Origin of the sequence: Paenibacillus sp. GCM10028914 (genome assembly GCF_042666275.1) — a bacterium.
In the GTDB taxonomy this organism is placed as follows: domain Bacteria; phylum Bacillota; class Bacilli; order Paenibacillales; family Paenibacillaceae; genus Paenibacillus_AQ.
Map to the genome: position 1 here is coordinate 182,292 of NZ_JBHTFO010000015.1, position 14,887 is coordinate 197,178.

Consider the following 14,887-nt stretch of genomic DNA (forward strand, 5'->3'; position numbering starts at 1 on the left):
TAGTAGTACAGGTATAGGAGGGTTCGTGTAGTGCACGATCCGAATCTGTTGCTGGATAAGGAGACCGAGTTGCTTCTTGAATATCAAGAAAGCAGCTCGGTTCTAATATTTAGTGAAATGAAGTGGAAGTAGTACTTAAGGAATGTGGCAGAAGATAACAAGTTATCTTGTTGATGGTGCAACCTCTCTGGCTAATCTACACGCTTTTCAATAGCTTCGGACATTGTTTTGTCAGTCAAGTGTGCGTACACTTCTGTTGTTTCAGTTGAAGCATGGCCTAGCTGCTCTTTCGTTTTGTAAATATCATTCTGGAGATAATAATCGGTAGCAAAAGAGTGACGCAATTTATGAACGGTTAGGTAAGGCTTACCAAAGCGTTTTGCATACTTAATAATCATCGCCTGTATTGCACGTTTCGTCATTCGCTGACCTTCGACCTGACCGTTACGCAGAGCCACGAATAAAGCTTTTTCTTTCTTAGGGACTTTGTAGCGGGATTGCCTTAGTGTAAGATAATGTTCTAAATCATCTTTAGCTTGTGCTCGAAAGTAAACGGGTGTCTTGAAGGTCTCGTCATTATTACCTTTGCGATAAACATGTAACATCTTATTGTTAATATCCAAATCCGTAATGTTTAAGTTAACGACTTCAGATACACGAAGACCGGAATTAAGGATTAGGCTAGCAATACAGGCGTCTCTCTCTTTATTGAGTTCATGAGCATAAAGTGCCTGTTTATTATTGGCGACATCAGCAGCATAGCCCTCGTTGATGTATGCGATGAAGTCGATTAGTTCATCTTCCTCTAAGATTTTCCCTTTTAATTTAGCTGCGGTATCTTTCGGTTTATGTATCCTTTTATTTTCAATTTTAGCCATGATATTGCGCTTGAGAAGCGGGTAGAAGTCTTCATCTTCAGCAATTTGGCTTAAATAATGAAAAAGGGAGCGAAGAGAAGAAAGTTTACGTGATACCGTAATTCGAGAGTTGGTTCCATCTTTTCTCGTCGTAAGATAAAGTCGATATCCGGTTACACTCTCCATCCGAAGAGTCTCAAGTTCTAACAGCGTTACTTTGGAATTGTCTTCTGCTTCGGAAAGTCCTTCAGAACGAAGCCAATTGAAAAAGGTTTCGTAATCTCTTACATATTCCAGTAATGTAGAAGGAGAGAGATCCGGCAGCTTATAATCGATGAATTGCTGAACATACCAAGGCATGGAAGGAGCCTTTTCATCTAACTTTGCGCGGTCAATGCCTTTTTGAATATTCAAGTGTGTCACCTCGGTTCAGGATATCCTGATTTATCAATGCATGTCTCTATAGTTTATCATAACGAATACTTGTTCGTCTTGTAATCAGTTCAACAACAAGCGTAATTCTAACTTTGAAATGGAGGATTTTCGAATGAGTACCCACTTTGAGAATATTAATCCAATGGGAATCAGCTTAGTGCCTAGTAAGCAAAAGGCTGTCATTGAACACTTAATGCAGTTTTACTTATATGATTTCACAGAGTTTCTAGATATTGATGTGTCTAATCTGGGAAGCTTTGCTCCATATCCTGGGCTTGATGAATATTGGGTCAAACGAGAAACAAGATTCCCTTATTTGATGACTTATCTAGGCAAACCAGCAGGATTTGCACTGGTTGATCGAATGGATGACAGGACAGAAGCCGATTTTTATTTGAGTGAATTTTTCGTTATGAAAAAATACCGTCGCTGCGGATTGGGTTCATGGGCTTCTCATCAGCTGTTTGATCGTTTGAGTGGTCGCTGGAAAGTAACACAAGTCAGTACGAATAAACCTGCACAAGCATTTTGGAGAAAGACGATAGGTGCTTATACGAATTATCAATATGAAGAACGTGTGGATTCAGAGCGTGGCAATCCATCACAGTATTTTACAAGTAAATGACTTGCATATTATTTCGCATCTGTGGTATTATAAATGTATAGCAAATAAGAAAACCTTGTGATTCACATATTGAAAAGGTTGCGACTTATGCTTGGCAACTTTTTCAATATGTGAATTTGTTATTTTGTACGCTATAATTTCAGAATTACATGTTAATAAATTATTGGAGGTTTTTACATTATGGAAACAGGAACAGTGAAATGGTTTAACGCAGAAAAAGGTTTTGGATTTATCGAAGTTGAAGGTGGAAACGATGTATTCGTTCACTTCTCCGCGATTCAAGGCGACGGTTTTAAATCTTTGGATGAAGGCCAACGCGTTGAGTTCAACGTAGTTCAAGGCAACCGTGGTCCACAAGCTGAGAACGTTGTAAAACTGTAAATTGATTACCGGAAAGGCCGTCCTTAACCTATCGTTAAGGGCGGCTTTTTACTATAAGGAGGGGTTTAAATGTACTTCAGAAAGAAATCGTTAGAGGAGCTACCTCAAGAAGAGACCGCAGTTTGGACATGTGAGAATGAAGAATGTAATGGCTGGATTCGAGACAATTTTGCATTCGAGACTCAGCCAACATGCCATCAGTGCAACTCGACAATGATCAGAAGTATTAAGACGCTGCCCCAACTGGTAAACACGAATCATGATATGAAAGCTCTAGCGAAAGGGATTAAAATATCCTAAAGGGCTGATAAAGCTTTACACTAAAGATACCTTTGCAGGTGTCTTTTTTTTATTAAATAATGTGATTATTTCAACATATGAAAAATTCATAACAATAAACCCCTGATCTCTCCCTTGTATATTTCGGTTATACACTCACTAAACACATGCCTTCCTTTATACATGAAATTGTTAAAATGACTAATAATTTCATAAATTTAATATTTCAAGCTTTAATTTTATCCCTCATTTAGAGGAATATCCCCCTTTGATTACCATCAACCTTGGCATAAAATTTTAATAAACAGCTAGAGATACTGGTTGTTGTGAAAAATTACTTAGGGGGATACAAAAATGAAAAGGTCTTCATTACTGCTTTTGAGCCTAATGTTATTACTGAGCATGTTCTTAGCGGCATGTGGTAATAACAATACCCCGCAGACTCCTGCGGCTGAACCGGAGACACCAAAGACAGAAACTCCAAAGGAAGAGCCGAAAGCTAAAGATGTATCGCTTCGCGTATTCTCGACTTTTGGTGGTACTGACGCAGCGCGTGAAGCATTCCAAGCTGTATTGGATGAATTCACAGTGAAATATCCGAATGTAAAAATTGAAAACGACACTTTGTCTGCAGATGATGACGGTTTCAGAACAAAGGTTAACACCGACATGAACAGCGGTAACGAACCGGATCTGCTCTTCTACTTCATCGGAGCAGATGCTGAAGGTTTCGTAAATGCCGGTAAGGTAGTACCTTTAAATGAAGTACTTGATTCTAACCCGGAATGGAAGGATGGCATTATTCCAGCTGCGCTTGAGCAAGCGAGACAAAAGGACGGAAATATTTACGCTGTTCCATTGACTGGTTATTATGAAGGATTGTTCTACAACAAAAAGATTTTCGATGATAACGGTTTGGAACCGCCAACAGATTGGGAAAAGCTGAAAAAAGCAGTAACTACACTTTCTGCTAAAGGAATCATTCCTATTTCCGCACCATTTGATCAATCTCATTACCTGATTGAACACACGATTCTTTCTGCTGCGGGTCCTGAAGGCCAAAACAAAGGTTTGGCAGATGGTATCGATCCAAACTGGGAAAAAGCATATTCCGCTATGAAAGAGCTTTATGATCTGGGAGCATTCCCTAAAGATGCAGCTACAATCGATTTAAGTATGGCTGGTAACTACTACAGCGAAGGTCTTGCAGCAATGATCCTTGAAGGTTCATGGGCTGTTGGTGGCTGGAGTGACGATACAAAAAATAATTCTACAGTAGTTCCATTCCCAACAGTACCTGGTGGGGCAGGAAGCGGTAATGACCTCATTGGTGGTTTTGGTTCCGGATTCTACATTTCAAAAGCTACTTATGAAAACGCAGATAAGAAAGAAATGACTATTGAATTGCTTAAGCACTTGACTTCCCCAGAAAGCATCCAAAAGGTCGCTACTGCTAACGGTGGTACACCAGCTGCTGATGTTGAGATAAGTGGATTGCCACAAGTTTCTCTGGATGGTTTTGCAATGGCTGCACAAGCAGCTGCAATCAACACACCTGTTGACAGTAAAATTGCACCAGAAACGTTCTCCAATCTTCGTGCTAGCGTACAACCGGTTGTGACAGGGTCCAAAACTCCTACACAAGCCATCGAAGAAGCTAAGAAAATAGAAGATGATAACAAAAAATAGGTTGTAGATCTAATACGGTTTCTATATGTAATTGCGCCGCCCCTCTGTATATACATGGGCGGCACAATCATTTAATCAGTTAAAGAAGAAAATAAACATCAAAGGTGATAATGATGAAGGGTGATCGTAAGTATATTTTGATGTTTTTGTTTCCAACCGTAGCCATAATGTCAGTTTTTTTGTATTATCCGTTCTTTAAAAGTTTATACTTAAGTTTTTATCGTACATCTGGTTTTTTCGACAAGAAGTTTATTGGATGGGATAACTACGAACGGCTATTTACAGATAAGCTTCTAGGGGCCGCTACACTTCATACGTTGGAAATCATGTTATACGTCATCGTGTTTCAAGTAGGTATTGCATTAGTACTAGCTGTAATGGTCGATAATATTACGAAGCTTAAAGGATTTTTCCGGACCGTATTTTTCTTTCCAGTAGTCATATCAGGAACGGCGATTTCCTTGCTGTTTGTTCTGTTTTACAACTACAATTTCGGACTTTTAAACAACATACTGGCTAATTTCGGTATCGAGAAAGTGCTGTGGCTAGATGAGAGTAATGCTCTTAGAGCGGTATCGATCCCGACCGTATGGCATTATGTTGGATTTTACTTTGTATTGTTCTTAACAGCTATGTCGAAGATTCCTGCTGACTTTTATGAAGCAGCTAAACTTGAAGGGATTACTGGATTTAAGAAAACGACTAAACTAACGATACCGTTGATTTTGAGTGATATCAAAGTAGTTATTACACTGGCAATCACAGGTACTATGAAGGTATTTGAATTCGTTTGGGTTATTACTTCCGGTCAGAACGGTACGGAAGTACTGGGTACGTATATGTACAAAAAAGCGATGGTTGATCAGAACTTTGGTTATGGGTCGACAGTTGCAATTTATATGGTTGTCTTCGGCGTGTTGCTTGCCCTTCTTGCCAACCGCTTGTTAAAGAGTGAAGAAATTACATACTAAGCTGTTATTAGGGGTGTACTATTATGCAGCAAGTCATTAAGGAAGAACATGTTGTGCCGCATGTTAAACGTAAAAAAATAAGTATTGGCAGCGCCCTAATGTACGTTGTTTTGACAGCGTGGGCTATGACAACAATTTATCCAATGTTCTGGATTGTGAATAACTCTTTTAAGGCGTCTAGAGATGTTATGAATAATTCATTTAAGATTGCTTTTGATCCGATCTGGTTGAATTATCAGAATGCGTTTGATCGAATTAACATTGGGAGAAGTTATATTAACAGTTTGATCATGTCAGGCAGTACTGTATTATTGGTGCTCCTGTTAGGCGGGTTAGCCGCGTATGTATTGTCTAGATTCACTTTTAAAGGTAAGAGAACAATTTTTTCAATTCTGTATGCTACATTGTTGATTCCTGCGTTTGCTACAGTCGTTCCAGTGTATGAAATTTTGATTAAAACAAGTATTGTGAATACGTATGCGGGACTGATTTTCCCTCAAACTGCAGGAAACTTGACTTTTGCTATTTTGGTAATGGCTGGGTACATGGCGACTATACCCAAGGAGTTGGAAGAGGCAGCTTTTATAGACGGATGTAATAGATGGCAGATGTTTGTCAAGTTGTTTGTACCGATCTCACGACCCGTCTTTGCTTCCGTTAGTATTTTCGTTTTCCTGTGGTCGTATAATGATCTGTTCTCTGCGTTGATCTTTGTTAACAAAGAGAAAGTTCGGCCAATCGTTGCTTTATTGAATGAGATCAGCTCACAATATGGAACAGATTTTGGATTGATGGCTACTGCGGTTTCACTTACTGTAGTTCCTGTACTAATTGTTTACTTGTTTATTTCTAAGTTTATCGAGAAGGGTCTGACAGAAGGCGCAATCAAAGGTTAATGCAAATTTGGATGACCGTTGTTTATTCTAAATAGGCCAGGCAAAGGAAGGTAAATCCGTCCTTTGTCGGGTCTATTTTTTAATGATAAAGACTCCATATGCAACAACAGATGAAAAAATCAACATATGAAAAATTCACAACAGAAAAATAAAAAATATCATATATCTAGATACCTCTCCATAAATCATCACAATACGTTACTTACTCAATCTCAACATTGTAAAAAGGTAAGTGGCACAGAAAAGAAAAATAATCAATGATTACGTCCCTAACATATCAATAAAAATTGATGCTTGACCTTATGGAGTATATGTTGCTAAGATTAACTCATCAAAAATATTTGATGGGATAATTGAGGTGATATTATGAAGGTCCCTACAATACAAGAAGATGTTTTAAACATGTATGAACAAAAGTTTAAAGCATTGTCGGATAAAAATCGTTTAAGAATCATTTATGAATTAAATCAACGGGGAAAGATATGTGTGTGCGAACTAACTGACATGCTGGATCTGCCTCAATCTAAATTGTCTTATCATTTGAAAATGTTGCTCGATGCAAATTTAATAATTATGGAACGCATCGGGAAATGGAATTTCTATGAACTCAATGAAGATGAAATCAAAGGATTATTATCTGAAAAGCTGTGTTGTGTCTTTTATCCAAATTCAAATTCATCATCTGCAAATTGACCCTAGAGGTCTTTTTTACATTCGTGCAAGAAGGAGCAGTTACACATGAAAGGTACAACCGATTTAACTGAAGGGCCAATAATGCCTACACTAATGAAATTAGCTCTACCTATTATTGCAACTAATTTCATTTCAACAACCTATGGTCTTGTCGACATGATATGGGTAGGAAGGTTGGGGAGTGGACCCGTTACAGCGATAGGCACGGCAAGTTTTTTCATCAATTTAGCGATTGCTTTATCGACCATGATCACCATCGGTACAGGAATCAGGATATCACATAGTATAGGAGCTAGACAGGTAGAACAAGCTAAGTCATATGTGAAGAACGGATTTATTATGTCTATTGCTCTCGGTCTTCTCTACATGGTTTTTATTTTCATGTCTAAAGATTATTTTATTGGCTTCTTTGATCTTGGCAGTGCTGAAGTGGAACTTATGTCGAAGCAGTTTCTGATGGTTTCAATCATAGGAACCTTATTCACTATCATTAATACGTTATATGCAACCATTTTGAATGCTATGGGTAACAGTAAACAGCCATTTCATATATTTACTGTAGGTCTCATTATGAATATCATCCTCGATCCATTCTTCATTTTTGGAGTAGGAAGTTTTGAAGGTTGGGGTGTGGTCGGAGCTGCTATTGCAACGGTTACGTCGAATATAACGGTGACCCTTCTATTTATCATCAAAACTAGAGATTCACAAATGATTTCTAAATCGTCGATATGGGATAGTCGTCTGATGAAAGAAGTCATCCGTATGGGGCTTCCCATAACGATTCAACGTGTCACATTTACACTAATATCCATTATTATCGCTAAGATTATCGTACAATGGGGTGCTGATGCGATTGCAGTTCAGAAAGTCGGGATTCAAATTGAATCGATCTCGTATATGACCATAGGTGGTTTACAAGGAGCCATTGCAGCCTTTTTCGGACAGAATTATGGGGCTCGCCGGCTAGATCGTATTCATCAGGGATATCGTAAGGCATTAGTAATGACATCTGTATTTGGTCTGATCATATCCTTTGTGTTTGTTTTATTCCCACAACAACTGTTCTCATTATTCCTAGCAGACGAATCTAGTTTAGCGTTGGGAACAGACTATATGCGGATCATTGGTTATTCTCAGATGTTTATGTGTTTAGAGCTCATGACGGTAGGCGCATTTAATGGCATTGGCCAAACCCATATTCCGCCGATATTCAGTATTACATTTACTGCTTTACGGATACCACTTGCTCTGCTTTTATCTGAACCGTTTGGATTAAATGGAGTGTGGATGTCCATAGCCCTCAGTAGTGTGTTTAAGGGAGTCGTTTTAGTCTTCTGGTTTAGAAGATCTTTACGAAATATAAATATTCCCCAGGCAACTTCTTCATAAATAAGGCTTAAAAGGACGGTCATTAAGATGAAATTGTTAAATCGTGAACGAATTCAGCTATTGATAGACAACAGGTTACAGAATGATCTCATTCGAGGACATTTTGGATTAGAAAAAGAAAACCTGCGGGTGGACCGAGATGGACAACTTGCTTTAACGCCTCATCCCAAAGCTTTTGGCAGTAAGACGGAAAACCCTTATATACAAACAGATTTCTCGGAGAGTCAGGTAGAGATGATTACTCCTTGTTTTGACTCGATTGATGAGACATATCTTTTTTTAGAAGCTATACAAGATATTGTTTCTTTAGAGTTAAAAGACGAATACTTGTGGCCAAGCAGCAATCCACCGATGCTACCGAAGGAGCAGGATATTCCTATTGCTCAAATGAATGATCCAGAAGCAGATGAATATCGAATCGAACTGGCGCAGAAGTATGGACGGAAAAGACAATTACTAAGTGGAATTCATTATAATTTTTCGTTTGATGATAAATTTCTTAGAAAGCTATATGAGTTAGAAGGGCATGACATAGACTTTAAAGAGTTTAAAGATGATGTGTATTTCAAAATAGCGCGTAATCTGTTGAGATACCGGTGGATGCTCATTTATCTGACAGCAGCAAGTCCTGTTTTTGATAAAACTTATCTCGAACGCTGTGTTGCATTAGGTGATACGCATGATGACAAAAGCTATTATATGTTGAATATGAATTCGCTCCGTAATAGTGTGTGCGGATATCGGAATGAAAAGTCTTTTTACGTATCCTATAACTCGGCTAAGGACTATGTTCGAGGTTTAAATAGATTAATTGAACAAAAGGAATTATTGAGCGCAAAGGAATTTTACAGTCCTATTCGTATTAAAACAGCCAAAGGAATAAATCCATTGCAAGAACTAATGGAAAATGGGGTTGCCTATCTGGAGCTTCGATTTATTGATATCAATCCACTTCAAAAGATTGGGATCAGTAAAGAGATGATGCATTTTATCCATCTGTTTATTCTCTTTATGCTACTTAAAGAAGATGAACCTTTCGATGAACTGGATCAAAGGCTTGCTGATTTAAATCATGATCAGCTGATTATGGAAGGCATACAAGGGAGATTAAATGATCGACAAAATGACATGATTACGATGGAGGAAATGGCACTATTTTGTATCGATGAGATGAAAGAAATGGTTGGGCTCTTGTTTCCGCAAGATAAGGAATATCAACATATCTTGGACGTGGAGAAACGCAAAATCCATAATCCGGAGTTGAATGTTGCGTCTAAAGTAAAGTCGGATATTCAGGAATCATCTTATCTGAACTATCATTTAGAGAAGGCAAAAATGTATGCTGAGGCAAGTGCATTAAATGGATACCGTTTTGTAGGATATGAAGATCTCGAATTATCTACTCAATTGCTGTTAAAAGCGGCAGTGAAGAGGGGAATAAAGTTTAAACTGGTAGATCGGGATGAGAATTTTGTACGACTATCTCGGGATACTCACATTGAATATGTGAAGCAAGCTACCAAAACATCCTTAGACTCTTACAGCACCGTGTTGATCATGGAGAATAAAGTGGTTACGAAGGAAGTTCTCAAGGAGCAAGGCATTCGTGTGCCGGCGGGCGAAGCATTTCGTAACTTGGATGAAGCAATAGCTTCATACGACACCTATCAAGGGTCTCCCATCGTAATCAAGCCTAAATCCACCAATTTTGGATTGGGTATTACGATTTTTAATCAGGAATTTACGAGAGATGAAATGCTAAAAGCTTTTGAAATGGCTTTTGCACATGACCAGACTGTGTTGCTTGAAGAATTCATGACAGGTAAAGAGTATCGATTCCTCGTTATGGGCGACGAAGTTGTTGGAATACTCCATCGTGTCCCGGCAAATGTGGTTGGGGATGGTATTCATACGATTGAGCAGCTTGTCCATGAAAAGAACAAGAATCCACTTCGAGGCAAAGGATATAAGACACCGCTAGAGAAAATTCAGTTAGGCGAAGCAGAAACGATGTTTCTAAACAATCATTCTAGGGACTGGAGCGATATACCGCAACAGGGTGAAGTTATCTTCTTAAGAGAAAATTCAAATATTAGTACAGGCGGAGACAGTGTCGATTTTACTGATGACATACCGCAGAGTTATAAAGATCTAGCTATTCAATCCGCTAAAGCTGCAGGGGCAACTATTTGTGGAGTGGATATGATGATTGATGATATAGAGCAAGAAGCCACAGATAGTAACTACAGTATTATTGAGATCAATTTTAACCCAGCGATTCATATACATGCTTATCCTTATATCGGAACGAATCGGAAGCCGGAGGAAAAGATTTTAGATTTGTTGTTTGGATCGCTTAAATGATGTAAGAGCGATATGAATTGTTAATTTTTAAGGAGTATTAAACCGTCCAATGGGCGGTTTTTTTTATTGGGAATAATAAACATCGTTACAACGGATCTCCTGCAACAACATACTTCGAAAACGATCAAAAAAGTGTAGAATAAGATTATTAACAGAAGTCTGAGAACTGTGATCCGAAAGAAGGACATTTTGAAAAAAATGATCTCTTTCGGGTCACAGTTCTATTTTTATATGCTTTTTCTTTTTAAAGATTCGATCACGCTAGAATGTGTTAAGTGTTTGTAATAGAGACATTATAAATGATATGAATCCGGTGAGATTCAAGAGTGATCAAGAAATCTACGAAAGAAGGCGTATTACAATGAACAAAGAGCAATTCGAACGTATGGGATCAGGTAAAGGATTTATCGCAGCACTGGATCAGAGTGGAGGAAGTACACCCAAAGCGCTGCTTCAATATGGTGTTGAAGAAGATCGTTATACCAATGAAGAAGAAATGTATATTTTAGTGCATGAGATGAGAACACGGATCATTAAGAGCCCTGCATTCAGCTCGAATTACATTCTGGGAGCTATTTTATTCGAGAATACGATGGATCGTAAAATTGATGGAATATACACAGGTGAATACCTTTGGAAGCAGAAAGGCATTGTTCCTTTCCTCAAGGTTGATCAAGGTTTGGCCGAACTTCAGGATGGTGTTCAAATTATGAAACCCATGCCTGGTCTTATCGATTTGCTTGGCCGGGCGAAGGAAAGAGATATCTTTGGTACTAAAATGCGCTCTGTTATTAAGGAGGCTAACCCAACTGGAATTAGAAAAGTCGTAGAACAACAATTTGAAGTCGGAAAGCAAATTTTAGCTATGGATCTTATGCCGATCATTGAGCCAGAGGTTGATATTTTCAGTTCTGATAAGCAAGAGTCCGAACGGATTTTGAAAGAAGAGCTATTGAAGCATCTTTCTGCATTAGATGAAAATACAAAAGTGATGCTTAAACTGTCCTTACCTACGGAAGATGATTATTACAAAGAACTGGTAGATCACCCCAACGTGCTAAGAGTAGTAGCCCTTTCTGGAGGATATGAGCGTAAGGAAGCGAATGAGAAGTTGGCACGTAACCACGGGATAATCGCCAGTTTCTCACGCGCACTCGCTGAAAGTTTGATTGCAGACCAAACGGACCAAGATTTTAATCAATTACTGTCTAGCTCAATTGAATCGATTTATAAAGCTTCATTAACTTAATTAAGGATTCTCAGCCCTTGTCCTTCACTGGTCAGGGGCTTTTAATTTTGTTTTTTTATTTTCCTGATTGTGAATTCACTTCTAAAACAGGGCATATTGGCATGGGAGTAATGAATGATTGAGTCCGTTACTCTTTATCTATACAATAAATTGAATTGACTATTTATTCGTATCAATGAGCCAGAAGGAGGGATGTATACTTGTTGTCATCAGAGTGATGCGTTGGCAGAAGCTCAGACGGTTAATGCTTTAATAGAAAACTGCTGTTCGTTGCGGGGGTTTTTAATTAAATGACACATCATCATAGAACTCAAATTGATGTCCAGGATTTAAAGGGATCAAATTATAATCGGAAAGCACTTCAAGAATACCTCACCTTATATCCGGTGAATGGCATTAGGTTAAATGCTGGTATATTGGTACTGTTTTTCCTTAACTTATTTCTGGTTATTCCCGTGCTTAGTGTTCCGTACCAACCGTTATATGCTTATATTCTGATTCCGCCGCTTATTGTCATGAACGTATGGGCTCTAGCTATTATCGCGATTCCCCGGAAGCTACAGCTTAACTACATATTGTTCCGAGGTGTGTTTGGAATTATATGTTCAGTGGGATTTATGGTTGTAATTCAGAAATTTGCCTATAGTGGGCTCGGTCTGACAACACCTTGGTATGCTGTTGGATCCTTCGCTATTTATGGATTTGCACTTTATCAGTATGTTCGAACGCATATACGTAAATTAGAATCTCCGCAAAAAGCAAACCAATCAAGATCGGACATGCCCATGGTGACGCTGACGGTGCTTATTGGTCTTGGTTATCTTCTGGCTAATCTCTCGTTCATGTTGATTAGTGAGGAGACGGTTACGATTGTGCTCATGTGTGTGTATGCATTACTAGCAGTGATTGTGTTTCACTTTATTTTGGAACTACACCGTTACTATTGGCTGAGGGTGTTCCTTGTAAAGCGATAAGTAGTTCCTCAACAAAACTATAGGATGTCAATTAGCCGTGAGAGAATCTCATGGCTTTTAAGCATACTTGGGATATTTCTCAATTTAAATCATATTCTTGTTAGGATTTATATATAGGAATAGTCTGTATATTTAAAACCTTCTATATTTCTAAATGTGCTACAATGGATTTTATTGGTATGAAAGATGGAATCAATAATAAAATCGGAGAGGTGTAAAACGCATGTCGAAAATTTTATCTCGAGCAGAAGTGGATATAGAAACAACATGGAATTTGAATGATATTTTCGAAACAATAGAAGCATGGGAACAAGAATTGAATTCTGTACTTCAGGACATCTCCACCGTTACAAAATATGAAGGAAGACTTAGCGAAGGAGCTGACATGCTGCTTGCCTGCCTAAATGCACAAGAGGAACTTCACGGCAGAGTAAATCATGTCTCTGCGTATGCTTATTTACACCAATCGGGTGACAGCATTAATCCAGAGAATCAGATAAATGCTGCGAAAGCACGTGATTTAACATCACTTGTCAATTCTTCAATTTCATTTATTAAATCCGAAATTATCGCACTCCCTGACGGAACGATTGAACAGTACATAAAAGAACAGCCAGAGCTTCAAGTGTTCGAGCGGAGTCTCAAGCTACTTCTAGAAACCAAGTCACACCAATTGTCTGCTGAGACGGAAAAGGTTCTTGCCTCCTTTAGTGAAGTATTAAGTGCTCCTTATCGTATTTATGAACGGAGCAAGCTTGCGGATATGACTTTCCCCACTGCAAAAAATGGTCAAGGAGAAGACGTTCCTCTGTCATTCTCACTTTACGAGAACAAATATATTGAATCACCGGATACAGAGCTACGAAGAAATTCGTTTAAAACCTTTAGCGATACGCTGTATAAATACCGTAATACGTATGCTGAAACCTATAGCACTGAAGTGAAGAGGCAAGTGATTGAATCACGTCTTCGCGGATATGATTCTGTTACGGATATGCTATTGAAACCACAGCAGGTAACAACAGAAATGTATAATAATATTTTGGACATTATGCAGGAAGAGCTTGCGCCTCATATGCGCAAATACGCAGCACTTAAGAAGCGTGTACTTGGTCTAGACGAGATTACTTTTGCGGATCTGAAGGCTCCGCTAGATCCTGATTTCAGTCCTGGAATTTCTTTTCAGGAAGCAGGTGATTTGATCAAAAACGCTTTAAGTATCCTCGGTCCGGAATATGGAGAAATTGTATCGGATGCGTTCAAGAATCGTTGGATCGATTACGCGGATAATGCAGGCAAAAGAACTGGTGCGTTCTGCTTGTCGATACCTGGAGTCCATTCCTATATACTGATCAGCTGGGCTGATAGCATGAGAGGAGCATTTACACTTGCTCATGAAGTTGGTCATGCGGGTCATCTCATGCTGGCGAGCAAATATCAACGATTAACGAACTCTAGACCTTCGCTATATTTCATAGAAGCTCCGTCAACGATGAATGAGCTATTATTAGCAGATCATTTACTTTCAAGTTCCAACGATCCGAGAATGCGCCGGTGGGTTATTTCTCAGTTGCTTGGAACCTATTATCATAACTTTGTAACCCACTTACTTGAAGGGGAACTTCAGCGTCAAGTTTACGATCTAGCAATGAATAATGTTCCGATTTCTGCTGCTAAGTTGTGTGAGTTGAAAGGGAATATCCTGTCATCATTCTGGGGCGAAGATGTGGTGATTGATGAGGATGCGAAGTTAACTTGGATGCGTCAACCACACTATTATATGAGCTTGTATCCTTATACTTATGCAGCTGGTCTGACTGCTTCAACGGCTGTAGCACAACTTATAAAAGAAGAAGGGCAGCCCGCAGTAGATCGCTGGCTTGAAGTGTTGAAAGCAGGTGGATCAATGAGTCCTCTTGAACTGATGAAGTTGGCAGGGGTGGATATGACTAAGCCTGATCCGATTCGTAGTGCTGCAGCATATGTGGGGTCACTCATTGATGAACTCGTAAGTTTATATTAATGCAAAATGAAATGTGCAATCAAAAACCATCCTTTGGGATGGTTTTTTCTATTGTTTAC

At 38.8% G+C, this 14,887-nt stretch carries 13 protein-coding genes; 12 read left to right on the forward strand and 1 reads right to left on the reverse strand.

Annotation, left to right across the window (positions count from 1 at the left end; all coding sequences use genetic code 11):
* Positions 1-191: 191 nt before the first annotated feature.
* Entirely contained in the window at positions 192-1,271 is a 1,080-nt protein-coding gene (gene xerS / locus ACFQV5_RS14355) for a tyrosine recombinase XerS (protein ID WP_379247938.1), read from the reverse strand.
* 133 nt (positions 1,272-1,404) lie between these two features.
* Here xerS and ACFQV5_RS14360 point away from each other — a divergent pair, with 133 nt between their 5' ends.
* The 12 genes from ACFQV5_RS14360 to pepF all read left to right on the forward strand — a co-directional run bounded on the left by ACFQV5_RS14360 (position 1,405) and on the right by pepF (position 14,828).
* Positions 1,405-1,917 carry a GNAT family N-acetyltransferase gene (locus tag ACFQV5_RS14360; RefSeq protein WP_379247940.1) on the forward strand — a complete coding sequence of 171 codons (513 nt, stop codon included), beginning with the start codon at positions 1,405-1,407 and terminating at the stop codon, positions 1,915-1,917.
* Positions 1,918-2,097: 180 nt separating this feature from the next.
* Positions 2,098-2,298, forward strand: coding sequence for a cold-shock protein (locus ACFQV5_RS14365; protein WP_078496932.1), 201 nt, complete (start codon positions 2,098-2,100; stop codon positions 2,296-2,298).
* Positions 2,299-2,367: 69 nt separating this feature from the next.
* Positions 2,368-2,598 carry a cold-shock protein gene (locus ACFQV5_RS14370; RefSeq protein WP_379247942.1) on the forward strand — a complete coding sequence of 77 codons (231 nt, stop codon included), beginning with the start codon at positions 2,368-2,370 and terminating at the stop codon, positions 2,596-2,598.
* A 333-nt stretch (positions 2,599-2,931) separates the two neighbouring features.
* Entirely contained in the window at positions 2,932-4,266 is a 1,335-nt protein-coding gene (locus ACFQV5_RS14375; RefSeq protein ID WP_379247944.1) for an ABC transporter substrate-binding protein, read from the forward strand.
* A gap of 113 nt (positions 4,267-4,379) precedes the next feature.
* Positions 4,380-5,237, forward strand: a complete 858-nt coding sequence (locus tag ACFQV5_RS14380; RefSeq protein ID WP_379248274.1) for a carbohydrate ABC transporter permease — start codon at positions 4,380-4,382, stop codon at positions 5,235-5,237.
* A 23-nt stretch (positions 5,238-5,260) separates the two neighbouring features.
* Entirely contained in the window at positions 5,261-6,133 is an 873-nt protein-coding gene (locus ACFQV5_RS14385) for a carbohydrate ABC transporter permease (protein ID WP_379247946.1), read from the forward strand.
* A 366-nt stretch (positions 6,134-6,499) separates the two neighbouring features.
* Positions 6,500-6,826, forward strand: coding sequence for an ArsR/SmtB family transcription factor (locus tag ACFQV5_RS14390; RefSeq protein WP_379247948.1), 327 nt, complete (start codon positions 6,500-6,502; stop codon positions 6,824-6,826).
* 45 nt (positions 6,827-6,871) lie between these two features.
* Positions 6,872-8,218, forward strand: coding sequence for an MATE family efflux transporter (locus ACFQV5_RS14395; RefSeq protein WP_379247950.1), 1,347 nt, complete (start codon positions 6,872-6,874; stop codon positions 8,216-8,218).
* A gap of 27 nt (positions 8,219-8,245) precedes the next feature.
* A complete protein-coding gene (gene gshAB, locus ACFQV5_RS14400; protein ID WP_379247952.1) occupies positions 8,246-10,582 on the forward strand; it encodes a bifunctional glutamate--cysteine ligase GshA/glutathione synthetase GshB in 2,337 nt (778 codons plus the stop codon).
* A gap of 361 nt (positions 10,583-10,943) precedes the next feature.
* Complete coding sequence (locus ACFQV5_RS14405; RefSeq protein ID WP_379247954.1) at positions 10,944-11,831, forward strand: fructose bisphosphate aldolase; 888 nt, start codon at positions 10,944-10,946, stop codon at positions 11,829-11,831.
* A gap of 290 nt (positions 11,832-12,121) precedes the next feature.
* The gene (locus ACFQV5_RS14410) at positions 12,122-12,805 is read left to right on the forward strand and encodes a hypothetical protein (protein ID WP_379247956.1); all 684 of its coding nucleotides are present in this window, start codon (positions 12,122-12,124) and stop codon (positions 12,803-12,805) included.
* Positions 12,806-13,028: 223 nt separating this feature from the next.
* Entirely contained in the window at positions 13,029-14,828 is a 1,800-nt protein-coding gene (pepF, locus tag ACFQV5_RS14415) for an oligoendopeptidase F (protein ID WP_379247958.1), read from the forward strand.
* Positions 14,829-14,887 lie beyond the last annotated feature (59 nt).

Bases quoted from the DNA above. Each gene is read 5' to 3' on its own strand.
- ACFQV5_RS14360 (WP_379247940.1), top strand. From the start codon at position 1,405: ATGAGTACCCACTTTGAGAATATTAATCCAATGGGAATCAGCTTAGTG.
- ACFQV5_RS14365 (WP_078496932.1), top strand. From the start codon at position 2,098: ATGGAAACAGGAACAGTGAAATGGTTTAACGCAGAAAAAGGTTTTGGA.
- ACFQV5_RS14370 (WP_379247942.1), top strand. From the start codon at position 2,368: ATGTACTTCAGAAAGAAATCGTTAGAGGAGCTACCTCAAGAAGAGACC.
- ACFQV5_RS14375 (WP_379247944.1), top strand. From the start codon at position 2,932: ATGAAAAGGTCTTCATTACTGCTTTTGAGCCTAATGTTATTACTGAGC.
- ACFQV5_RS14380 (WP_379248274.1), top strand. From the start codon at position 4,380: ATGAAGGGTGATCGTAAGTATATTTTGATGTTTTTGTTTCCAACCGTA.
- ACFQV5_RS14385 (WP_379247946.1), top strand. From the start codon at position 5,261: ATGCAGCAAGTCATTAAGGAAGAACATGTTGTGCCGCATGTTAAACGT.
- ACFQV5_RS14390 (WP_379247948.1), top strand. From the start codon at position 6,500: ATGAAGGTCCCTACAATACAAGAAGATGTTTTAAACATGTATGAACAA.
- ACFQV5_RS14395 (WP_379247950.1), top strand. From the start codon at position 6,872: ATGAAAGGTACAACCGATTTAACTGAAGGGCCAATAATGCCTACACTA.
- gshAB (WP_379247952.1), top strand. From the start codon at position 8,246: ATGAAATTGTTAAATCGTGAACGAATTCAGCTATTGATAGACAACAGG.
- ACFQV5_RS14405 (WP_379247954.1), top strand. From the start codon at position 10,944: ATGAACAAAGAGCAATTCGAACGTATGGGATCAGGTAAAGGATTTATC.
- ACFQV5_RS14410 (WP_379247956.1), top strand. From the start codon at position 12,122: ATGACACATCATCATAGAACTCAAATTGATGTCCAGGATTTAAAGGGA.
- pepF (WP_379247958.1), top strand. From the start codon at position 13,029: ATGTCGAAAATTTTATCTCGAGCAGAAGTGGATATAGAAACAACATGG.